The organism is Kitasatospora purpeofusca (genome assembly GCF_000718025.1).
Classification (GTDB): Bacteria; Actinomycetota; Actinomycetes; order Streptomycetales; family Streptomycetaceae; genus Kitasatospora; species Kitasatospora purpeofusca.
Genome location: NZ_JODS01000002.1, coordinates 85,269 through 106,238 on the forward strand (window position 1 = coordinate 85,269; position 20,970 = coordinate 106,238).

14 protein-coding genes are annotated in these 20,970 nt (G+C 71.6%); 7 read left to right on the top strand and 7 right to left on the bottom strand.

Annotated features, from left to right (window positions below; genetic code table 11):
• The first annotated feature begins 101 nt into the window (after window positions 1-101).
• Complete coding sequence (locus IF01_RS50830) at window positions 102-602, top strand: hypothetical protein (RefSeq protein ID WP_030391739.1); 501 nt, start codon at window positions 102-104, stop codon at window positions 600-602.
• Between the two features lie 63 nt (window positions 603-665).
• Here IF01_RS50830 and IF01_RS43510 read toward each other — a convergent pair whose 3' ends face one another.
• Both IF01_RS43510 and IF01_RS0103495 read right to left on the bottom strand, forming a co-directional pair.
• Window positions 666-1,172 carry an aegerolysin family protein gene (locus IF01_RS43510; protein ID WP_030391740.1) on the bottom strand — a complete coding sequence of 169 codons (507 nt, stop codon included), beginning with the start codon at window positions 1,170-1,172 and terminating at the stop codon, window positions 666-668.
• A gap of 124 nt (window positions 1,173-1,296) precedes the next feature.
• Window positions 1,297-2,046 (bottom strand): GNAT family N-acetyltransferase, encoded by a 750-nt coding sequence (locus IF01_RS0103495; RefSeq protein ID WP_030391741.1) that lies wholly within the window; start codon window positions 2,044-2,046, stop codon window positions 1,297-1,299.
• Window positions 2,047-2,158: 112 nt separating this feature from the next.
• Between IF01_RS0103495 and IF01_RS0103500 the strand changes: the two genes are divergently transcribed.
• Both IF01_RS0103500 and IF01_RS0103505 read left to right on the top strand, forming a co-directional pair.
• Entirely contained in the window at window positions 2,159-3,064 is a 906-nt protein-coding gene (locus IF01_RS0103500; RefSeq protein ID WP_051754878.1) for a LysR family transcriptional regulator, read from the top strand.
• 228 nt (window positions 3,065-3,292) lie between these two features.
• Complete coding sequence (locus IF01_RS0103505) at window positions 3,293-3,745, top strand: DUF5959 family protein (protein ID WP_030391743.1); 453 nt, start codon at window positions 3,293-3,295, stop codon at window positions 3,743-3,745.
• Window positions 3,746-3,899: 154 nt separating this feature from the next.
• On the opposite strand, the gene IF01_RS0103510 is transcribed toward IF01_RS0103505, so the two are convergent.
• Complete coding sequence (locus IF01_RS0103510) at window positions 3,900-11,012, bottom strand: RHS repeat-associated core domain-containing protein (RefSeq protein WP_051754879.1); 7,113 nt, start codon at window positions 11,010-11,012, stop codon at window positions 3,900-3,902.
• A 495-nt stretch (window positions 11,013-11,507) separates the two neighbouring features.
• On the opposite strand from IF01_RS0103510, the gene IF01_RS0103515 reads away from it, so the two are divergent.
• Together IF01_RS0103515 and IF01_RS0103520 are read left to right on the top strand one after the other, a co-directional pair.
• Window positions 11,508-15,575, top strand: coding sequence for a ricin-type beta-trefoil lectin domain protein (locus IF01_RS0103515; RefSeq protein WP_157855150.1), 4,068 nt, complete (start codon window positions 11,508-11,510; stop codon window positions 15,573-15,575).
• A gap of 202 nt (window positions 15,576-15,777) precedes the next feature.
• Entirely contained in the window at window positions 15,778-16,650 is an 873-nt protein-coding gene (locus tag IF01_RS0103520; protein WP_051754880.1) for a trypsin-like serine protease, read from the top strand.
• Window positions 16,651-16,742: 92 nt separating this feature from the next.
• Here IF01_RS0103520 and IF01_RS0103525 read toward each other — a convergent pair whose 3' ends face one another.
• Window positions 16,743-17,642 carry a LysR family transcriptional regulator gene (locus tag IF01_RS0103525; protein ID WP_030391747.1) on the bottom strand — a complete coding sequence of 300 codons (900 nt, stop codon included), beginning with the start codon at window positions 17,640-17,642 and terminating at the stop codon, window positions 16,743-16,745.
• Window positions 17,643-17,714: 72 nt separating this feature from the next.
• Between IF01_RS0103525 and IF01_RS0103530 the strand changes: the two genes are divergently transcribed.
• On the top strand, window positions 17,715-18,113 hold the full coding sequence (locus IF01_RS0103530) for a RidA family protein (RefSeq protein ID WP_030391748.1): 399 nt from the start codon (window positions 17,715-17,717) through the stop codon (window positions 18,111-18,113).
• Window positions 18,114-18,173: 60 nt separating this feature from the next.
• Here IF01_RS0103530 and IF01_RS0103535 read toward each other — a convergent pair whose 3' ends face one another.
• Complete coding sequence (locus tag IF01_RS0103535; RefSeq protein ID WP_030391749.1) at window positions 18,174-19,016, bottom strand: class I SAM-dependent methyltransferase; 843 nt, start codon at window positions 19,014-19,016, stop codon at window positions 18,174-18,176.
• Between the two features lie 722 nt (window positions 19,017-19,738).
• On the opposite strand from IF01_RS0103535, the gene IF01_RS0103540 reads away from it, so the two are divergent.
• Complete coding sequence (locus IF01_RS0103540) at window positions 19,739-20,161, top strand: hypothetical protein (protein WP_157855151.1); 423 nt, start codon at window positions 19,739-19,741, stop codon at window positions 20,159-20,161.
• A 65-nt stretch (window positions 20,162-20,226) separates the two neighbouring features.
• Here IF01_RS0103540 and IF01_RS46655 read toward each other — a convergent pair whose 3' ends face one another.
• Together IF01_RS46655 and IF01_RS0103550 are read right to left on the bottom strand one after the other, a co-directional pair.
• Window positions 20,227-20,409 (bottom strand): hypothetical protein, encoded by a 183-nt coding sequence (locus IF01_RS46655; RefSeq protein WP_030391751.1) that lies wholly within the window; start codon window positions 20,407-20,409, stop codon window positions 20,227-20,229.
• On the bottom strand, window positions 20,396-20,884 hold the full coding sequence (locus IF01_RS0103550) for an ATP-binding protein (RefSeq protein ID WP_051754881.1): 489 nt from the start codon (window positions 20,882-20,884) through the stop codon (window positions 20,396-20,398). Before IF01_RS0103550 ends, IF01_RS46655 begins: the two co-directional genes overlap by 14 nt.
• Window positions 20,885-20,970 lie beyond the last annotated feature (86 nt).

Genomic DNA, 20,970 nt, shown 5'->3' on the forward strand with positions numbered 1-20,970 from the left:
CACCCTGGGATGATGGCCCGATGAAGCCTGCCCGCCGTCCCGCAGCCGGAAGTCGGCCGGGCCGACTTCCGGCGCGGGCGGACAGCAGGGAGCGGGGGCTCATGAAGCGGTGGTGGCACAGGGCGGCGGTGACGGCCGCGGCCGTGACGGTGGTCGCCGGGGCGGTGGCCGGGTGCGGCGACCCGGAACCGCCGGCCGAGCGGCTGATCGCCGTGCGCCTGGACGCCGGACGGCTGGTCGTGCGGACGGGCATGTGCCACGACGAGCGGCTGCATGTGCTGCGGGTGAAGGTGTTCCCGGGCACGGAGAAGCTGGAGGTGCACCCGCGGGAGGGCCGCTCTGCCACCGAGACCGTCGACCTCGGCGCCCTCCCGCCCGGCTGGACCACCTCCGGCAAGCCCCCGGGCCCGGTGGTCGCCGACCGCCGCTACACCGTGGAGGTCGTCCGCGACCGCGCCCTCACCGTGACCGTGCCCGGCGACGTGCTGCTGGGCCTGCCCGCCGGCAAGTGGGCGGCGGGCGGCTGGGACTGGGACTACAAGCTGCTGAGCGCCAAGGACTTCGAGAAGCGCCGCAAGTCCTCCTGCCGGGACGGCTCCTGAGCTCCTGAGCTCCTGACCGTCCCCGTCGGCCGCCGGGGACGGTCAGGAGAGTGGGGCGGTGGGTCAGGGGGTCATGATCTGCCAGTAGACGCTGGCGTTGTTGCCGTCACCGCCGTTGCGCCCGAACCGGAAGTTCGGGTCCGACCCGAAGTTGTCGTACGAGTTGCTGCCCGCGTACGGGTTGTTCCAGTGCAGCTGCACGCGCTTGCCGTTGAGCACGCTCACCTTGCAGTTGAACGCGTCGTAGATGACGTGGCCCTCGGTGCCGGTGAGGAAGCCGTTGCTCTCGGACTGCCAGTGCTTGGCGACCCCGTCGGGGATGACGGGCTCGGGGGCCAGACCGTCCGACCAGACCCCGTGGTCCAGCCAGGCGTTCTGCAGCCGGAGTTCACAGCTGCTCCAGTTGACGAGCGAGACCTGCGTGCTGCGCGCCGCGGTCTGGATCGAGGACCGGCCCTCGACGGTGGCCGCGCCGGCCGGGGTCGCGCCGGCCGGCGCAGCGGTGGCGAGCATCGCGGCGAGGCCGGCGGCGGCCAGAGCCGCCCTGGCGAGGGTCCTTCGCTGTGCCATGGGATCTTCCTCCCGTTCCCGGACCGCTTCCGTGCGGTCCTCCTGGGGAAGAGCCTCCGCGACACGTGTTGACAGGTCGTCGACAAAGGATGGACCGCCCGGTCACCGCTTGATCACCGCCCGGTCAGGGCTTCAGCCGGTAGTGGTAGCTGTGCGAGACCTCGAAGCCGACCCGCTCGTACAGCCGCCGCGCCGTCGTGTTCTCGGCCGTGACCTGGAGGTACAGCGTCCCCGCGCCCCGTGCCTCTGCCCAGCGCGCGCCGACGTGCAGGATCGCCCCGGCGATGCCGCTGCGCCGGTGCGCGGGGTCGGTGGCCATGCAGAAGACCCCGGCGCAGCCGGGCGCCGCCACCATGAGCCCGATGCCCACGAGCCGGCCGTCGCGCTCGACGCCGAGGTGGGCGGCGGGGCCGGTGATGCGTTGGAACAGCCGCTCGGCCTCCGCCCGGCCGCTCCCGGACGGTTCCAGTGCCGCGTAGGCGTCGAGCCAGGCCCGGGTGGGGTGTTCGGCGAGGGTGACGTCCAGCGGCGTCGCGGGCCGGGCGGCGTCGGTCACGGCGGCGGCCGGTGCGGTGCAGACCAGGACCTCTCCGTCCTTCCGGTAGCCGCGCGCGTCGAGTGCGGCGTCCAGTGCGGTGTGCTCCTCGGCGGGGGAGACCTGGACGGTGACCGGCAGCCCGTGCGCGGCGTAGTACCCCTCCACCCGTTCGATCCCGCTCAGCAGGCCGTCGCCCCGCCCCACCGGCAGTGCGGAGTTGGAGCGCCGACGCGGGACCCCGGGGGTGTGCCGCAGCAGCCAGCCGCCCTCCTCCCGCGCCTCCTCGGCGGGCCAGGCCCGTGCCGCGTGGCGTTCGATCAGCCGCGTGTCGATCAAGGTCTTCTCCTGTCCCCGTCCGGGCGCGTCGCCCGGTGCATGCGGCAGGATGCCCCGAAAGGATCTTTGAGGTCCACCACGTAATGCTTCACAGACCTGTAAGGACAGCTTGATGTTGGATCCGGCGCGGCTCCTCCTGCTGCGCGAACTCGCCGACCGGGGGACGATGACGGCGGCCGCCGCCGCCCTCGGCCGCACCTCCTCGGCGGTCTCCCAGCAGCTCGCCGTACTGGAGCGCGAGGCCGGGGTATCGCTGCTGGAGCGGGACGGCCGCCGGGTCCGGCTGACACCCGAGGGCGTACGCCTGGTCGCGCACGCCCGCATCGTCCTGGGCGCGCTGGAGACCGCCGAACGCGACCTGCGGGCCGCCGCCGACACCCCGCGCGGCCCGGTCGGCCTCGCCTGCTTCTCGACCTTCGCCGCCGTGCACGTCGTGCCCGCCCTGGTCGCCGCCCGCGAGCGCTTCCCGGAGCTCCGGGTCTCGCTGCTGGAACTGGAACCCCCCGAGGCCCTGGCCGCCCTCCGGGCCCGCCGCTGTGATGTCGCCGTCCGCTACATCTACGACCTGGTCCCCGAACTGGGCCTCTCCGTGGACGAGTTCACCGTCCACCCGCTCACCGCCGAGCCGGTCCTGCTCGCCCTCCCGGCCGGGGGCGATCTGCGGGACACCGTCGACCTGCGCGACCTCGCCGACACCCCCTGGATCGTCGGCTCCCGCGAGGACGGCAGCGCCGCCCTGGTCCGCGCCGCCTGCGCGCAGGCGGGCTTCGCACCTCGGATCGCCCACGAGGTCGACGACTACCACCTCGCCCTGCGCATGGTGGCGAACGGCCTCGGCGTGGCCCTGCTGCCCCAGCTCGCCGCCGACGCCCACGCCCCGGCCGCCGCCGACATCGCCCTGCGCCCGGTACGCGGCCCCGAACTCGTCCGCCGCATCCACGCCCTGACCCTCCCGGCCCCCGCAGCCCGCCCGGCGCAGGACGCCGTCCTGGCCCTGCTCCGGCCGCCCGTGGCGTAGCACGGCGAGGGCCCCGCCGGAATCCGGCGGGGCCCCCTCGACCGTCGACACGGCCACCTCGGCTGTAATGAACTCGGGCAACCACTATTGCCCCGACTGTCGCGCCGGAGAACTCACCGGAGCGCGTCCGAGGGAGCCGGCCGTGGCTGCTCCCTCGGACGCGCTCCGGCAGGTGATGACATAGTGAATGCGAAACGGTAGACGATTATGACACATCAGGATGACAACATGGATCTGATCAAACTGTCGGACGGGGACAACAGCGTCCGCGTGCACGTTCTGGGTCGGCGAGGAGCCGGAGTCCTGCCGGTGCACGACTTGCTTGATGCGGAGATCATCGTGGAGAGCAGTTTTATCGGAGGGCACCTCAGTATCTGCTTCTATCTCTCGGATCTGGAGGAGTGGTCTCTGGCGCTGGACGCGCTCGGTGCGGGCCAGAATGTCGAATGGCTGGACAGTGGCAATGGCCCAGTGATCAGGATTGAATTGCCCGACGATGATCACGATGTCCCCGTAGTTTTTGTCGAGGACGCGTCCGGCTCCGGCGCGTCCGCAACCATCCCGATCGTTCTGGGTGACGGGTGGATCGAGGAACAGCGAGAGCACCTTCGCGAGGTGGTGCGAACTTGGCCGAGCGAGGTGCTTAAGACTTCACCAGGTGCTTATGAATGGCGTCACTGAACGACCCTCTTCGAAGTCAACAGGCTTCGACTGGCCGCGAAACGTTACGGGCAGAGCTTCGATGAAAGCTCTGCCCGTAACGTCATCTATAGGTTCGAGATTTGGATGGGCCGCCCGCAGTCGCTGCGTCAGCGGCATTCATGGCCATTTGCCGCTATTGCATGAACGTCTTGCCCATGAACCATCCTGTGTCATCGAATGCCTCAAGTGATACGGCAAATGGAACATTACTGCCGGGGCGGTAGTGCGGCGTTGCCGAGTAGATGATGGTATTCAGACTCTTTGAGACATATTCGGCAACTTCCTTCTCGAACTCATTCATGGGGCCGTTGTCGATGGCGGCTGTCGTCCGGACGAAGTTTTCCGGCGTGTTTCCTGATCCGCCCAGCGCCTTGGGGAGAAGATGCCCACGTGAATCGCCGTTGGCACCACTCACGAAACCTGGCGGCCGCATCCTGGTCGATGCTTTGTCTCCAGTGCCGATCATTTGTGGCGTAACTACTGCGACTATTCCGGAACGTCGCCCGTCGGCGCTGATGCTTCCGTAATCGATTTCGCCGCAGTTGTGAACCAGGACCGGAGTGGTGCCCGCCAGCACATAGTAGGTGTGCAGGTCGCTGACGGTCAGGTTGTGGACGCGCTGCTGCTGGGTGTAGCTACGGATGCTGCTGATCTGGACCCAGGTACCGGCCGAGGTCTCCAACCACTGGCCGGGCTGGAGTTTGTCGGCGGTGAGCCACTCGCGGATCTGGGGGAGCCAGAACGGGTGGTTGTCGGTGGCCGTCACGGTCTGGGACTTGGTGAGGTCGACAGTGAAGTTCGCGGCCGACTTGACCGTGTCGTCGGTCGGTTGGGTGACTTCCGGGGTCTGGGTTGCGGTAGCCGGGTCGACAGTGATCTCGTAGAGGTTCTTTTCGCCGTCGCCGATGACGGTGGCGGTGACCTCCTCCGCCGTGATCCGCCCCGTGGTGGGGTCGGCGGCGAGGACCTGGTCGCCGGTGGTGATCCGGTCGATCGGCTTGGCCGTGCCGTCGGCCATCAGGACCGGAGTCCCGGGGGTGAAGCTGTTCTTGCAGCCCGGGGCGGCGCGACCGCCGGCGTTGCTGCTTCCTCCGGACGACTTGGCGCCGCCGGCGGACTTGCCGCCACCACTGCCGGAGGCCTTGCCGCCTCCGCTGCTGCCGCCCGACGCCTTGCCGCCGCCGGCCTTGCCGGCGCCCGGGGAGGGGCCGGCCTTGCCGCCGCTGACTGCGCGGGGGGAGGAGGGCAGGGACTTGGAGGCGCCGCGGATGCCCTTGGCTGCCTCGCTGCCGCGTTCGACGGCCTTGACCACGTCGGTGGCGGTGTCGACGGCCTTGGCGACCTTGGAGGCCACGCGGGCCGCCGTGGCGGCGCTGCCGATCACCGGGACGACGGCGACCAGGGACATGGCCGCGTTCTTCCAGTCGCCCTCGGCCGCGTACCAGACGCCGTTGACGATGTCGCAGGCGTCGCCGATCACCGGGATCATGCCGGCCACGTCCAGGACGGTGTGGCCGATGTTGGAGATGGTGCTGTAGTTCTCCTTGACCACGTCGACGGCCTTGCTGACCGCCTGCGTCGCCTTCTTGACGATGCTGGAGCCCCACCACAGGCCGCTCGGGTCCGAGAACGTCAGCGGGCTGTTGTTGGCGTACAGGTAGCCCTGCAGCTGCTGCGGGTCGCTGGTGTCGATGACCGGGTCCACCGACAGGAAGCGGCCGAGCTTGGGGTCGTACTCGCGGGCGCCCAGATGGGTCAGGCCGGTGGCCTTGTCCTGGGCGCCGCCGACGAAGCCCTTCTCGCCGAGCCACTCGCCGGGGGCCGGCTGGGCGCCGCGCTCCTCGCCGAAGGGCTTGAACGCGCGCCGGGTCACCCCGAGCGAGGAGGTGTCGATCGCGGTCGTGCCCGTGCCGTTGAGGTCGGAGGCGATGTAGCTGAGCCGCCCGTCCGAGGTGCGGGCGATGGTCGGGCCGCCGTCGGTCGGGTAGTAGCGGGTGCCGCTGACCTGGCCGGTGGCGGTGTCGAGGGTCAGCTCGGCGCTGCCGAGGTAGAGCGTGGTGCGGCCCGGGTCGCGGCGCAGCAGGCGGTTGCCGTCGGCGTCGTAGACGTAGGTGGAGGTGCCGCCGCTGGTGGCGGCGGTGGCCAGGTGGCCGTCCGGGTCCCAGGTCATGGTCTGGGTGTTGCCGCCCTCGTCGGGGCGGGTGAGGGTGTTGCCGGTCTGGTCGTAGGTGTAACCGGTGGTGACGGTCGGGCCGTTGCCGGTCGTGGTGCGGGTGCTGGTCGGGGCGTGCGGCCGGGGCTGGCCGGGGGCCGGGTAGGTGTGGGTGGCGGTGACGTCCTTGGCGGTGTCACCGGTGGGGTCGTGGTCGACCGTGCCGGTGCGGTTGCCGGTGGCGTCGTAGCCGAAGGACTGCCAGTAGGGGGCCGGTCCACCGATGGTGGCCGGGTTGGGGGTGGTGTTGGTGCAGCCGCCGACGCCGGGCACGGACGGGCCGGGGCGGGTGGTGGTGCCGCCGGTGTCGGTCCAGGCCTGGGTGAGGCGCTTCAGGTGGTCGTAGCTGAAGCACTGGGTGTCGGTGGCACCGTCGTTGCGCCAGGTGGAGACGGAGGTGACGTCACCGGCCGGGCTGTAGGTGTAGTCGGTGACGTCGACGGACGTCCGGCCGTCCTCCTTGTCCAGCAGGGAGCGCAGCAGGCGCCCGGTTCCGGGCTGGTAGGTGTGGGTGAGCGCGACCTGCTTGGGGACGTCCCCGTAGGTGATCCGCTGGAGCTGGCCGAGCTCGTCGTAGGTGGTGAAGTTGACGTAGTCGTCGCCGAGCGAGGAACCCATCGAGACCAGCAGGCCGTTGGGGTTGCGGCCGAGGTACACCGTCTCGGCCGGCAGCGGGCCCGTCGCACCCAGATCGGTCAGGACCGGCAGGCCGGAGATCGGATCGTAGGTGGTCTCGCCGCCGTAGGTGCCGGAGAGGGCACCCTCACCGTCGGGGACGGTGATGCGGGTACCGGTCGCCTGGTAGGCGGTGTTGTAGCCGGTGACCTCCTGGCGGTAGCCCTTGCCGTCGGACCAGCTGGTCGCGGCGGTGGGCAGGCCGGGCAGCAGGGTGTCGTACTCGTAGGTGGCCAGCGGGGTGCCGGTGGTGCTGCCGAGGTTGCGCGACAGCGGCCGGCCGAGGATGTCGTAGCTGACGGCGACGGTGGTGCCGCGGGCGTCGGTCGTGGCGACCGGGCGCTCGGCGGCGTCGTAGACCGTGGTGATGGTGCCCTTGTCCGGGTCCTCCGAACGGGTCTGGCGGCCGTGGATGTCGTAGCCGTACTTCCAGGCGTTGCCGACCGGGTCGTTGACCTGGCTCAGCTTGCCCTCGACGTCGTAGGTGTACTTCGTCGCGTCGTACGCGCCCTGCGTCGTGCCGTTCTTGTACTGCCGCAGTTCGGTGGTACGCCCGCGCGAGTCGACGAGGGTGCTGGTGGCGATGCCGCCCTGGGGCGGGGTGGCATCGGTGCGGTCGACGCCCGGGTAGGAGACGGTGGAGCGCCACTGCTCGATCGCCTTGGACGAGAAGGTCTGGACGACCGGGCGGCCGAGGCCGTCGTAGAACGAGGCGCCCTGGCCGGGGACCTCGTTGTCGTTGGCGACGAACCGGGTGGTGCCGGGGTCGCCGGTGCGGTTGATGTACGGCTGGTTGGTCTTCACCACCTGGCCGTGACTGTTGTAGAAGGTGTCGCTGATGACGCGCGAGTCCGCGGCGTTGTTGGCCGGGGTGCTCTGGCTCTGGACCGGCTCGCCGAAGGCGTTGAGGATGGTGACGCCGACGGTGTAGCTCTTGCCGCTCTCGCGCAGCTTCCTGGTGGTGACCGAACTGGTGCCGGTGTTGGACAGCTGGTACTCGAACAGGCTGTCGGCGAGGTCGGTGCCGGGGGTGCGACCGGGCTGCCAGGCGGCCGTGGTGCGGCCGAGGGCGTCGACGGTCTGCTGCGAGGTCCGGCCGTTGTGGTCGACCGACTTGACCGGTACCTCACGGGTCGGGTGGAAGGTGGTGGTGCTGCTCCAGCCCTTGGCGTTGGTCACCTTGACACTGGTCGGCAGCACGTTGGCGGCCGGCTGGTACTCCGTGCCGGTGGTCGCGCCGGCGGCGTCGGTGCTGGTGGTGACGCGACCGTAGGTGTCGTAGCCGACGGTGGAGACCAGCGAGTAGACCGGCTGGCCGCCGGAGAAGCCGTCGAGCTCCTCGGTCCGGGTCACCTGCCCGGGGCCGTTGAGGGTGTTGAAGGCCTGGCCGTCGAAGAACGCCCGGTTGCGGCCCAGGGTGTTGGCCTCGGTCGGGTCGGTGGCGCAGTCGCCCTGGCCCTGGATCGTCTCCGCGACCCGGTCGAGCATCCAGGTGGTGGTGTTGCGGACGTACTTGGTGACCACGCACAGGTCCGGCAGGCCGTCCGCGCGGTCGACGACACGCTTGGGCATGCCGTACTCGTCGAACACCGCGGTCTTGGAGGTGGACTGCCAGGTTCCGTCGGAGCGCAGTGCGCTGTCCTTGCCCGTGCCGTTGCGCAGCATCCGCGCCTCCAGCAGGGGCAGCCCGGTGCCGCGGTTGTGGGTGGCGGCGGACGCCGACAGCCACATGTCGGACTTGGTGATCGCCACGACCGTGCCGCCGTCGGCGGTGTAGGTGTGCCGCTCACGGAGCGAGCCGGCCAGCGGGTTGGCGTCCTTGACCGTGGCGCCGCCGATGTCCGTGTACGTCGCGGACCGCTTGGAGCCGTCGGCCTTGTAGTCGCCGTCCATGCCGCGCAGGTAGAAGGCGACGGCCTTGCCGATCGGGTCGGGGGCCACGCCGCTGCGGGTGACGACCTGCTCGTAGCCGCGGAACTGGTTCCAGGTGCGGCGCTTGGCGTCGGTGTACTCGTCGTCGTCGCGGTGCCAGGCCGCGTCACCGACGTACTGGTACGTGGTGGTGCGGGCGGGCGAGCCGCCGAACGGGTCGCGCTCGTTGACCTGGGCGACGACGTACTTGTGGAACCAGTCGAGGCTGGGGTCGAGCGGGCTCTTCTCGTCGGCGTTCCAGTAGACCGGGTAGCAGCGCTTCCCGTTGCCGTCCTGGCTGCTCGGGAGCGCGCCGGGGGCGCAGTCGGCCGCGGCGTACACGGCCTCGGTCACCTTGCCGGTCTCGGAGGTCACGCCGATGACGCGGCGCCGGTTGAGCGCGGGGCGGCCGTCGGTGCTGGAGTCGACGCGGTTGTTGCGGAAGTCCCCGGTGAAGGTGATGGCGGGTTGCTTGATCTTCTCCGCGCCGTCGTACCCGGTGTGGGTGATCGACTTCAGCCACAGTGCCGGGGCGGTGCGGTCGCCCGGGTCCGGGAACTCCTGGTCGAGCGCGTAGGAGTCGACGTCGGCGTAGCCGCCGCCGTTGAGGACCTGGGTGGTGATCGCGGTCAGGCGCCTGGTGGACCAGAAGGTGGCGCTGGAGTTGGCGCAGGCGCCGGTGGCGGCGCAGTTCTGGTCGAACGGGACGTCCGGCCACTTGGCCGCGTTGGCGGCGTTCAGCTTGGCCGGCGCGCAGTCGAAGCCGCGCTCCTCGGGCAGGCAGCGTTCGGCGGTGCTGAACACCACCTGGCCGGTCGGCTTGACGCTGTCCGCGTCGGTGAGCCGGGAACCGTAGGCGATCCGGGTCAGGTAGCCGCCGCGCACGTACGGGGTGCGGGTGCCGGACGGGTTCTGGGCGGAGACGCCCCGCTGGTAGTGGTTGGTCTCCTTCTCGTACCAGTGCGAGATCACACCGCCGCGCGGGTCCACGACGAAGTCCAGCATCCAGCGCCAGGCCTGGTCGCACCAGGAGGCGTCGAAGGTCGACTTGTTGCACTCCTCGCCGGCGTTGTTGCCGTACACCGGGGTGGTCCAGGCGGAGTTGGTGGCGGGCGAGGAGGCGTTGCCGCCCGGCTTGCGGCCGAGCCCGAAGTAGTACTGGGTACCGTCGGTCGTGGTGACCCGCCAGTGCTCGCCGTTGTTGTCGCCGTTGGTGGCGCCGGTCAGCAGTTCGACGCGCGAGGCGTCGTCGCCCTCCAGCCGCCAGGTGCCGGCCCCGTCGTCGCGGACCAGCGTCGAGGAGCGGCCGTTCAGCGAGATCGTCGCGTTCCAGCCGGACAGGCACTGCTCACCGGAGCCGGCCTGACCGTCCTTGGCGCACGGCTTGAAGCGGCGCTCGACGAAGCCGGGGGTGTAGTCCCAGCCCTCGCCGATCCACGAGGACTGGTTGTTGGTCGCGGCCGTCCGGCCGTCCACCGACTGCGAGCTGTACGACAGGCTGACGTTCGGCTTGGAGCCGCCCAGGCCGTCCGGGACGGCGATCGGGTACGACCAGTTGAACCCGCCGGTGTTGCCGCCGACGCTCCAGGTGCCCGAGGGGGCGAGACCGGTGGCGCCGTAGGTGCCCGCGGCACCGCCGGGGGCGGCCGAGGCGGCCAGCACCGTCGCGCCCGACGGGCCGGAGGCCGCCGAGCGGGCGGCGGAGAGCTCACCGACGGCGGGCGCGGCCTGTGCGGCCTGCGCCGACCCCGCCGCGAGCTCGACGTCGGTGCTCAGCAGACCGGGACGGGCCTGGGTGCGGCGCGTCTCGACCGGCGTCTGGGTGCGGCACTCGGGCCGTTCGGGGGTGGTCAGCACGCACTCGGGCAGCGCCACCAGGCGGGCCCGGGAGAGCCAGTCACCGCCGAACGCGCCCTCCACCGAGGACACGTCCACGTCGACCTTGACCGGAGCGCCGGCAGCCCCGGCACCGCCGTCCGAGCCCGGACGCACCGACAGCAGCAGGCCGTTGACGCCCGCCTTCTCGGCGGCCGACCGGTCCGCGACGGTGACCCGGACCTTCTGCGGGGCGGGTGCCGTCCGGGCGCCCAGCAGCCCCGGCGCCTCGGCGACGGCCGCCACGGCGGGCGAACTCACCCAGACCGGCGCGGCGCCCGCCCGGCCACCGGCCGGCACGGCCGCCGGGGCGGCGGCGAAGGCCGATTCCCGGACGCTGTCGGGCGTCGCGGTCCTCGGCGCGAGGTCGACCTCGGTGTCCACCGCGGCCGGCCAGCTGACGGGCCTGGCCCGCCAGGCGGGAGCACCGTCGCCCTTGGGCGGCGTGGGCTTGACGGGGGCGGCGTTCTTGCCGCCGACCGACGGGACCGGATCGAGGTCGTGGGGCGACCAGACCTTGGGATTGCGCGGCTTCCACTCCGCCGCGTTCGCGGGCCCGACACCGGCGAGCATCGACAGTACGAGGACGGCGACGGTGGTGAGCCGTCGTCTTCCTCGTGACCGCCTGCCGGCGCGGAATCCCCCTGATGATGACGACACGACTTGCCCCCTGGCACGCCGAAGCAGACCCCCCGAGCGGAAGGTCCGCTGAACAGAGATAATTGCGCGCGGAGCCTAACCTCCGTCAGATAACTTGATCCATCGGTTACCTGCGCCATGCCGAGGGGTGGGCGAACCGTGGTGAAGTCGATTGCTGTCCCGGACATTGCGGAGAGTCAAGAAAAGGTGGGCGTTTTGCCTGCATTGCGGCGCCGGATTCCTGAAGATCCATTACCGAGCGCAGGCGCACGATCCGCAGAGAACAACGGCACGGTCACGCAGAGCTGCCCTGTGTGAGCTGCGTCACGGGGGTGTCGATGATCCGTCAGATCGGATGTCGCGCGAGGGTGTTAAGTTCCCGTTCGCCGATATCCCTACGGCGCTCATCACTTGACGAGGGGTTTACCAATGGGGTCGATATCCCCCCACTACGGTCGTCGACGCAGATCGGTGCTCGCCGCATCGATCGGCCTCGTACTGACCGTCGGCGCGCTCGGTTCCACCGCACCCGCGCTGGCCGCTACCGGATCGACCGCGACGGCTCCCGGCAGCACCACTCCCGGCACGGTCGCGCCCGCCACGGCCGCCCCGGGCGCCGACCGGACCGCCGCCGCCCAGGCCGTTGACGCCGAGCACCGCTCCGCCGAGGCCGCGGCCCTGGCCGAGGCGAAGCGCACTGGCAAGCCGGTCGAGATCCCGGCCCTGACCACCGAGACCGACACGGTGGTCGCCAACCCGAACGGCACGCTCGGCCTGCGGCGCACGGTCGCCCCCGCGCGCGCCAAGCAGCAGGACGGCGCCTGGAAGGACCTGGACGCGACCCTCGCCCGGGGCACCGACGGCACCGTCGTCCCCAACGTGACCAGCAATCACCTCACGCTCTCGGGCGGCGGTTCCGGTCCGCTCGCCACGCTCGACCAGGACGGCAAGAAGCTCGCCCTGAGCTGGCCCGGCACGCTTCCGGCGCCCGCCCTGGACGGCGAGACCGCCACCTATCCCGAGGTCGTGCCCGGCGTCGACCTGAAGGTCACCGCGAACCAGGCGGGCGGCTTCACCCAGGTCCTGGTGGTCAAGACCCCGGAAGCCGCGAAGAACCCCAGGATCAAGGACCTCACCCTGGGCATGAAGGCCGACGGCGTCTCGGTGAGCGCCGACGCGGGCGGCAACCTCAACGCCACCGACGCCGACGGCCGGGTGGTCTTCCGCGCGCCGGCGCCCACCATGTGGGACTCCAGCACCGCCGCGCAGGCCCCGACCGCGCCTGCCGCGCCCGCGGCGGCGAAGGCCGGCCTCCGCGCGGCGGCAGCCGCCCCGGTCGCAGACGCCAACCCCGCCGCGCCCGCCGCGCCCGACGCCGCCCCCGCGCCCGACGACTCCGAAGGTCTGAAGACCCACTCGGACGCGACCGGCCCCGGCGCCGCCGCCAAGGTCTCCCAGCTGGCGACCACCCCGGCCGCCACCTCGCTGACCATCACCCCGGACGCCACCTTCCTCGACGCTTCGACGACCACCTACCCGGTCTACATCGACCCGACCTGGACCCCCACCGCCCGGGGGACCCAGCACTGGACCTGGGTCCAGGAGGCGTACCCGACCAAGACCCACTACGACGACTACGGCGACCAGTACGACCCCGGCGTCGGCTACCAGCAGTGGCAGGTCAAGAAGGGCCTGGAGCGCTACTACTTCCAGATCGGCACCGGCGACCTGGGCGACAAGGCCATCCGGAAGGCCCAGGTGGTGGCCACCCAGTCCTACGGCGCGGCCAACAACTGCGCCTCCGAGTTCGGTGTCGTGCTGCACCCCACGCACCCCATCGACGGCTCCACCGCCTGGGGCACCCAGCCCTGGGACTGGGGCCCGCTCGGGACGTTCAACCTCAACAGCGCCGGCGGCGACGGCTGCCGCGGCGCCACCACCACCGGTGAGTGGGACGTCCGCGAGCACCTGGCCGCGAACCACTGGCGCGGCGTGCTGACCTTCGCGCTGTTCTCGGCCAACGAGTCCAAGCAGGCCGGCAACATCGGCTTCAAGCGGTTCACCCGCACCCCGGCCAAGCTGCCCTACATCTACATCGAGTACAACCGCGCCCCGTACACGCCGTGGAGCCTGGGCCTGAACCCGAACCCGGTGAACGCCAACGGCAACGGCTGCGGCTGGATCGGCGCCACCAACGCCGCCACCGGCATCCGGATGTCGGCCTGGATCGGCGACCCGGACAACAACCAGGTCGACGCCCAGTTCGAGGTCCGCGACTCCGGCGCGCCCGGCGAGCCGGTCGTCTGGGCCAGCGGCTGGGGCAACCTCGGCAACAGCCATCACGAGGCCGCCGTCGCACCCGGCAACCTCTCGGACGGCCACACCTACTACTGGAAGGTGCAGGCCGGCGACGGCGAGCTCCCCTCCGACTGGGCGTTCGGCTGCATGTTCAGCCTGGACCTCACCCCGCCGTCGGTGCCGACCGTCACCTCCGCCGACTACCCGCCGTCCGGCACCCTGCCCGGCTCCGAGAAGGTGATCGGCCAGGCCGGCAGCTTCACGGTCCGCGCGACGGACAACGCCAGCGGCATCCTCTACTACGAGTACGCCTTCAACTCGGGCATCCCGGTCGGCGGCGCCGCGACGGTCAACGCCGGCGCCGACGGCTCCGCGGTCCTCAACCTGACGCCCACCATGTGGGGCACCAACATCCTCCGGGTCCAGGCGGTCGACCGGGCCGGCAACCGCTCGCAGGAGAACACCTACACCTTCTTCGCGCCGAGCGACCCGAACGACCGGACCGTGCTCGGCGACATCACCGGCGACGACCGGGTCGACCTGCTGCTCCCCGACGCGGGCGACAACCTGCGCGTCTACCCGGCCGCCACCGACCCGGCCGCCACCGGCGTCCTGGCCTCCGACAAGGCCAACAGCCCGCGCGGCAAGGGCTGGAAGGACACCCTCGTCACCCACCGCGGCGGCAACGGGATCCACGTGGACGACCTGTACGCCTACCGCGAGGGCGAGCTGACCCTCTACCGCAACACCCTGACCACCGGCACCTTCAGCACCACCGCGCAGTACTTCAGCTCCAACGCCACGGTCGCGGTCAGGCGGCCCGCGGCCGCACGCTGCAAGCTGCTGGACGGCCAGCCGTGCGGTTCCGCCTACGCCGGCGACTGGACCAAGGTGCGGCAGATCCTCGCGTTCGGCTCCGCCGAGGGCGGCACCCCGGACAAGACCCGCACGGACCTGCTCACGGTCGAGGACAACGGCCAGGGCGGCACCCAGCTCTGGCTGTTCCACGGCACCGCCGCCACCGGTGTCTTCGACTACCCGGTCCTGCTCTCCACCGGTGACTGGCGCGACCTCGAACTGATCGCGCCCGGCGACACCACCGGGGACGGCCTGGCCGACCTCTGGGCCCGCGACCGCCAGTCCGGCAAGCTCTTCCAGTACCCGAGCCGCAAGAACGCCGCGGGCAAGGGCGACCTCGCCGCCTTCGCCAACCCGGTGACGGACAACGCCATCGGGGTCGGCCTGACTCCGGCGGTCTACCCGACCGTCGGTTCCTCCGGCGACTTCGCCAGCGACGGCATCGCCGACCTGTGGGCCCTCAACTCCAGTGGCGGACTCGACAACTGGCGCGGCACCACCGCCGGCGGCACTGCCGCCACCCCGGTCACCGGCTTCGCCGGACAGCCCGTCGTCGGCTTCCCGGGCGGCACCGTCAGCATCCACACGGCGCTCACCGGCCGGTGCATCGACGCCCGCACCACCAACGACGGCGACAGTCTCAATCTCTGGGACTGCTGGAACGGCGACCGGCAGCACTACACCTTCCACAGCGACAAGACCCTGCGTGTCTCGGGCAAGTGCGTCACCGCCGGGGCGGACCGCCGGATCACCGTCCAGCCCTGCCCGTCCGGACCGACGGCTTCGGCGACCGACGGCCAGAAGTGGGAGCTGCGCGCCGACGGTTCCATCCAGAACCCGCCGTCGGGCGACTGCCTGGACGTCCCTCAGGGGAACGGCAACAACGGTACGGACCTGGCGCTCTGGGGCTGCAACGGTGGTGACAACCAGCGGTGGACCACCACGGCCAACGGGCCCAGCCCGCTCCACAGCGTGGTCGACCGCCGGAAGTGCATCGACTCCTACGGCGCCTACGACGGCGCGCAGATCGCCGTGCACGACTGCTGGAACGGCCCCAGTCAGTACCTGACCCTCTACACCGACGGAACCCTGCGGGTGTACGGGAAGTGCGTCGCCGGCGCCGAGAACGGCGGCGGCAACGGCACCCGGCTCATCCTCTGGACCTGCCTCCCCGGTGCCGACGGGAACAGCCAGCAGTGGGCGATGAACGGTGACGGCGCCCTCGTCAACGGTCCGTCCGGCCGGTGCCTGGACCTCCCGGGAGGCCGGACCGACAACGGCACCGGGCTCGTGATGTGGGACTGCAACGGCGGCCCCAACCAGAAGTGGACCACCACCTGACGGACGGTCCCCCGACCCGACCCCCGGCCCGGGCCTCCCGCGTTCTTCGCGGAGGCCCGGGCCGGGGTCTTTCCGGGGGGTTCCCCCACCGCGCGCCGTCCGGCTGGCCCGAGGGCCGGTCCACCGGCTGCCACCGTGGTCCCGTGGATCTTGGTCGACCAGGCTGGAGCACATCGGCATTTCCGAGCAAAGGGAACCAATCGTGTTCAGCGCCAAGCTCTCCCGCACCGCCGTCCGCAGCACCGCCGTCCGTACCGCCGCCGTCGGCGCCCTCGCCGCCGTCGCCTGCGCCACCCTCATGGCGGGCAGCGCCGGAGCGATCGTCAACGGCGGCGACTCCACCGAGCGTTACCCCTTCATGGCGACCATCCCGGAGTCCGCCCCCACCCTCGGCCTGGTCGACGGCAACTGCGGCGCCTCGCTGATCGACCCCCAGTGGGTGCTGACGGCCGCGCACTGCATCGCCGTCGAGGGCATCGAACTGGAGGGCATCGTCCGGGTCGGCAGCGACCACCGGAAGACCGGCGGCACCGTCCGGAAGATCGACCGCACCTTCGTCCACCCCGGCTACGTCAACGGCGCGGGCGTCGCCGCCAACAAGGACGACCTCGCCCTCGTCCGCCTGGACCGCCCGGTCGGTCAGCGGCCGATCAGGATCGCCGAGCCCGGACGCCCCGGCACCGCCACCCGGCTGCTCGGCTACGGCACCACCGTGGACGGCAAGTTCGCCTTCCCCGAGCGGCTCCAGGAACTGAACACCCGGGTGGGCGCCGTGTCCGACTGCGCCCCCGGCTTCGCGGACGCCACCCGGCTGTGCACGCTCACCACCAAGCCCAAGGCGATGGCCTGCCACGGCGACTCCGGCGGCCCGCAGCTCCAGAAGGCCCGCAACGGGCGCTGGGAGCTGATCGGCGTCACCTCCGGCCCGGGCGCCCCCGGAGTGCCCTGCTCGGAGGGCCCCGGCCTCTACACCAACGCGGCCGCCTACAAGGGCTGGATCCAGCGGACCCTGAGGGACAACCGCACCGCGGCCCCCGCCGCCTCCACCGTCGACCTCGTGCCGACCGCGGGCTGACCCGACCCGGCAGCCCCGCCACGGGCCGCACCGTGTGAAGCCGTCCGCCCGGTCACCGGGCGGACGGCTTCACACGCAGGCCCGCCGGCCGCTCACCCGGTACCCACGACCTCCAGCAACTGCCCCACCAGCGGATTCGGGTCGTCCCGGCGCCAGGCGACGGCCACCCGCGTGCGGACGGTACCCGGCTCGACCGCCCGGAACGCGACACCCCGCAGCCGGATCCGCCGGATGCTCGCCGGCGCGAGCGACACCCCCAGCCCGGCCCCGACCAGCGCGCACACCGTCTGCCACTCCACCGCGTGCTGCACGATCCTCGGCGCGAACCCCACAGACCCGCACACCTCCGCGATCCGGTCGTACAGCCCCGGCCCCACCGCCCGGGGCAGCAGCACGAACGGCTCCTCCGCCAACGCGCCCACCTCCACCGTCCGCCGGGCCGCCAGCGGATGGTCCGAGGGCAGCACGGCGACGAACGGCTCGGTGAGCACGGTCCGGAAGCCCAACGCCCCCTCCTCCCCGGCGGGCGGCGGCTCGCGCAGCAACCCGATGTCGACGGCGTCCTCGCGCAGCGCGGCGAGCTGCGGGGCCGTCGTCATCTCCCTGATGTCCAGCTCGACGGCCGGGAACCGCTCCCGGAAGGTCCGCAGCAGCCCCGGCAGCACGGTCAGCGCCAGCGAGGCGGAGAACCCGATCCGCAACCGCCCCGCCCGCCCGCTCCCCACCGCCCGCGCGGCGGCCAGCCCGTCCGCGAGGCCGGCGAGCGCCCGCTGTGCCGAGGGCAGCAGCTCCCGCCCGGCCGGGCTCAGCGCGACCCGCCCGGGCCCGCGGACGAAGAGGGGGTGCCCGACCTTCGCCTCCAGCCGGGCGATCTGCTGGCTCAGCGGCGGCTGGGCGACACCGAGCCGCGCGGCGGCCCGGCCGAAGTGCAGCTCCTCGGCGAGCACCGTGAACGCGTGCAACTGGGGGAGGGGGAGTTCGGGGCGGTCCATATCCCCAGAGATACCAGACGATCGATTCCCGGGTATTGGACGTATCACCGCAGCTCACCTAGCGTTCGGCGCATGACGGAGCGACGCACCATCCTGAGCGGATCCACCTTCGAGGAACAGATCGGCTACGCCCGCGCGGTCGTCGTCGGCGACCACGTCCACGTGTCCGGCACCACCGGCTACGACTACACGACGATGACGATCGCCGACGACGTGGTGGAGCAGGCCGAGCAGTGCCTGCGCAACATCGGCGCGGCCCTCGACGAGGCCGGCTGCACCTTCGCGGACGTCGTCCGGGTGCGCTACCTGCTGCCCCGGCGCGAGGACTTCGAGCCGTGCTGGCCGGTGCTGCGCCGCTGCTTCGGCGACGTCCGGCCGGCGGCGACGATGCTGGTCACCGGTCTGACGGACGAGCGGATGCGGATCGAGATCGAGGTCGACGCCTACCGGGTCCGCGCGGCAGGGGAGTAGTCGCCTTGCGCGGAGTGGGAAGTCGGTCCCGCCGACTTCCCACTCCGCGCCGGTACTGCGTCAGGCGCGCCGGCGCACCCGCAGGACGCTGGTGAGCAGCGGGAGGGTGAACTCGCCCTCGGCGGTGACGGGGTGGCCCGCGAGGTAGGTGCGGGCGCGGGCGAGCAGCTCCGACCGTTCGTCTTCCGGCATGACCAGCACGCCGGCCTTGGTGCCGAGGGTGGCGACCAGGGACTCGGCGGTCCGGCGGTGGCCGTGCGGGAACTCCGCCTGCTCGGGGGCGTGGAACGGACTGTCCGCGCCGGTCCGCGGCAGGTGCAGCTCCGCCGTCTCGATCCGCCACGCGGCGGGCACGTCCCGGGGGCCGATCGCGGCCGGACCGGTGACCTTCGCGAGCCCGGCGACCCAGTCGGTGGCGTCGTCGAAGACGTTCCACAGCCCCGCGAGGACCCCGCCGGGCGCGAGGACACGGGCGATCTCCGGGCCGGCCACCGCCATGTCGAACCAGTGCATCGCGTTCCCGGAGACGACGGCGTCCACCGACCCGTCCGGGAGCGGAATCGATTCCGCACTGCCCTGGAGTGCGCGCACCGAGGGCAGGCCGCGCCGCAGTTCGGCCAGCATCGCCGCGTCGGGCTCGACGGCGGTGATGTCCAGTGGGTTGCCGAGCGTGGCGCCCAGCGTGTTGCCCAGCGTGTCGTCCAGCCCGAGCAGGGTGCCGGTGAGCTTCCCGGTCCCCGCCCCGAGGTCGAGGACGCGTGGCCCGGGCGCCCCCGCGAGCGCCCACCGCACGGCCTCGGGCGCGTAGTCCGGCCGGTGCGCGGCGTACGCGCCCGCCGCCGTGCCGAACGACGAGCTGTGGCGCTGTCGTTCGGCGTCCGTGAGTGCGTGGGTGAATGTCATCGCGGCCCCCTGCGCGTATGTGTGGATGTATCGGTCCGATGTATCGAGTCGATACATCGGACCCTAGGTGCGGTCGTCCGTCGGCGCAAGATCCGCCGCTGTGGGTGAGCTTCGGTGATTGGCGGGCGTCGCGCGGCAGCCGCCTCCTCGCACTTTGCAAAGTCACACTTTGCAAAGTGCGAGGCAGTGAAGGGGCGGGAGGGGCAAGGGGTAACGGGCAAGGGGCAAGGGGCAAGGGACAAGGCGCAGTGGAGTGGTGGGCGGGCTGCGGCCTCCCCTCTGCACTTTGCAAAGTGTGACTTTGCAAAGTGCAGAAGGCAGAGGCGATGCGGGCGGCCCCTGCGGTGCAGGGGCCGCCCGCAGTGGCATGGCCGGCGGGCGAAAGGGCTCGGGGGCCAAGGGGCAATGGGCAAGTGGTCAAGGGTCGGGGGCAGCCCGCGGTGATCGGGGCGAGCGCGCGGGGCGGGGCGGGGATCCTTCCTGCACTTTGCAAAGTCGCACTTTGCAAAGTGCTGCAGTGCCCTCCTCTCCGCACTTTGCAAAGTGCGGAGAGGAGGGGCAGGGGTGGCGCAGGGGCCGCCTACGGTGATCGGGGGAGCGTGTGGGGCGTGCGTTCGGCGGAGCTTCGGGGCCGTGGGGGCGGCGGGCATTGCCCGGGGCGGGGGCGGCCCGGTAGACGGGAGGCTCCGAGTGCCGAACCCCACTGAAGCCCGGGAGTGCTGATGAAGATCATGCGACTGTTCGCCCTGCCCGCCGTCGCTCTGGCGCTGGCCCTGAGTGCCGCGCCCGCCGCCACCGCGTCCACCACGGTCGCCACGACCACGACGACCACCACCGTGCACATCGTCAACGCGGACGGTGGCACCACCGTGCACGCCGGTGTGGGTGACACCGTGCAGGTGGACCTCACCGCCCTGCGCGACTACACGGTGACCTGGTACTGGTACGCGCCCGCCGCCGCTTCGGCCGCCGTGCTGACCCAGACGGCCGGCAGCGCCGACCCGAACGGCAACTCCCATGCCACCTTCACGGCTTCGACCGCCGGTACCAGCGACATCAACGCGATCGGCCGCTGCGTGCCGGACCCGCGTACGGTCTGCCCGCCGTTCGTGGCGCGCTGGAAGGTGACGGTGGTCGTCTCCTGACCCGGCGGCCTCCTGTGGCGGATGCCCTCGGTTCCTCCCGGGCGGGAGGGGCCGAGGGCGCTCTGTCATCGAGAGGCGGAGGGGCTGGACGTTGCGTGTGCGGGGGTGGGGTGCAGCTCGTTGTGGTGCTTCAGGACGGGATAGATCCAGGCCACCAGGGCGAGCAGCAGGGTGATCGGCAGGACGGTGCAGACCGCGACGGTGGCGGTGGTCACGGCGTCGGGGGAGTGGCGTTCAGGTGACGGCATCGGTAGCGAACTTCTCCTCGGGCAGGTCGAGTTCGGCCCAGACCGTTTTGGCGTTGGGCTCCCGGGGGAGGGTGCCCCAGCGGTCGGCGAGGGCGTCGACGAGGGTGAGCCCGCGCCCCGACTGGGCGTCGGTGGAACAGCTCCTCGGATCCGGGAGCACGGGCCGCTTGTCGCCCCGGCAGTCGGACACCTCGATGCGGAGCACGGTGGTGCGCGACCGGCGCACGGGGGTGAGCGAGAGGCTCAGTTCGAACCCGCGCCCCGGTGTGCGCCCGTGGGTCGAGGCGTTCGCGGCCAGCTCGGCCACGATGATCAGCGCGGAGTGAAACAACTCCGGGCAACGGGAGTTGAGCTCCCAGGCGGTCAGTTTCTGTCTGGCCGTCCGGCGACCGATCGCGGCTCCCTTGGGGGTGGAAGAGAGGAGCGCGGTGTGGGCGCGCGGCGCCGGGTCGTCGAGGGGGATTTCGGACTTCATGGGGAAAAGCCTGCCCCCCCGGCCTTACGCTGACGATGCATCGGGTGAGCACGGTAAGTGCCTGTATGCGTGCGGAACGTGTTGTG

Bases quoted from the DNA above. Each gene is read 5' to 3' on its own strand.
- IF01_RS0103510 (WP_051754879.1), bottom strand. From the start codon at position 11,012: ATGCTCGCCGGTGTCGGGCCCGCGAACGCGGCGGAGTGGAAGCCGCGC.
- IF01_RS0103505 (WP_030391743.1), top strand. From the start codon at position 3,293: ATGGATCTGATCAAACTGTCGGACGGGGACAACAGCGTCCGCGTGCAC.
- IF01_RS0103530 (WP_030391748.1), top strand. From the start codon at position 17,715: ATGACGGAGCGACGCACCATCCTGAGCGGATCCACCTTCGAGGAACAG.
- IF01_RS0103550 (WP_051754881.1), bottom strand. From the start codon at position 20,884: ATGAAGTCCGAAATCCCCCTCGACGACCCGGCGCCGCGCGCCCACACC.
- IF01_RS0103540 (WP_157855151.1), top strand. From the start codon at position 19,739: ATGAAGATCATGCGACTGTTCGCCCTGCCCGCCGTCGCTCTGGCGCTG.
- IF01_RS43510 (WP_030391740.1), bottom strand. From the start codon at position 1,172: ATGGCACAGCGAAGGACCCTCGCCAGGGCGGCTCTGGCCGCCGCCGGC.
- IF01_RS0103500 (WP_051754878.1), top strand. From the start codon at position 2,159: ATGTTGGATCCGGCGCGGCTCCTCCTGCTGCGCGAACTCGCCGACCGG.
- IF01_RS0103525 (WP_030391747.1), bottom strand. From the start codon at position 17,642: ATGGACCGCCCCGAACTCCCCCTCCCCCAGTTGCACGCGTTCACGGTG.
- IF01_RS0103535 (WP_030391749.1), bottom strand. From the start codon at position 19,016: ATGACATTCACCCACGCACTCACGGACGCCGAACGACAGCGCCACAGC.
- IF01_RS50830 (WP_030391739.1), top strand. From the start codon at position 102: ATGAAGCGGTGGTGGCACAGGGCGGCGGTGACGGCCGCGGCCGTGACG.
- IF01_RS0103515 (WP_157855150.1), top strand. From the start codon at position 11,508: ATGGGGTCGATATCCCCCCACTACGGTCGTCGACGCAGATCGGTGCTC.
- IF01_RS46655 (WP_030391751.1), bottom strand. From the start codon at position 20,409: ATGCCGTCACCTGAACGCCACTCCCCCGACGCCGTGACCACCGCCACC.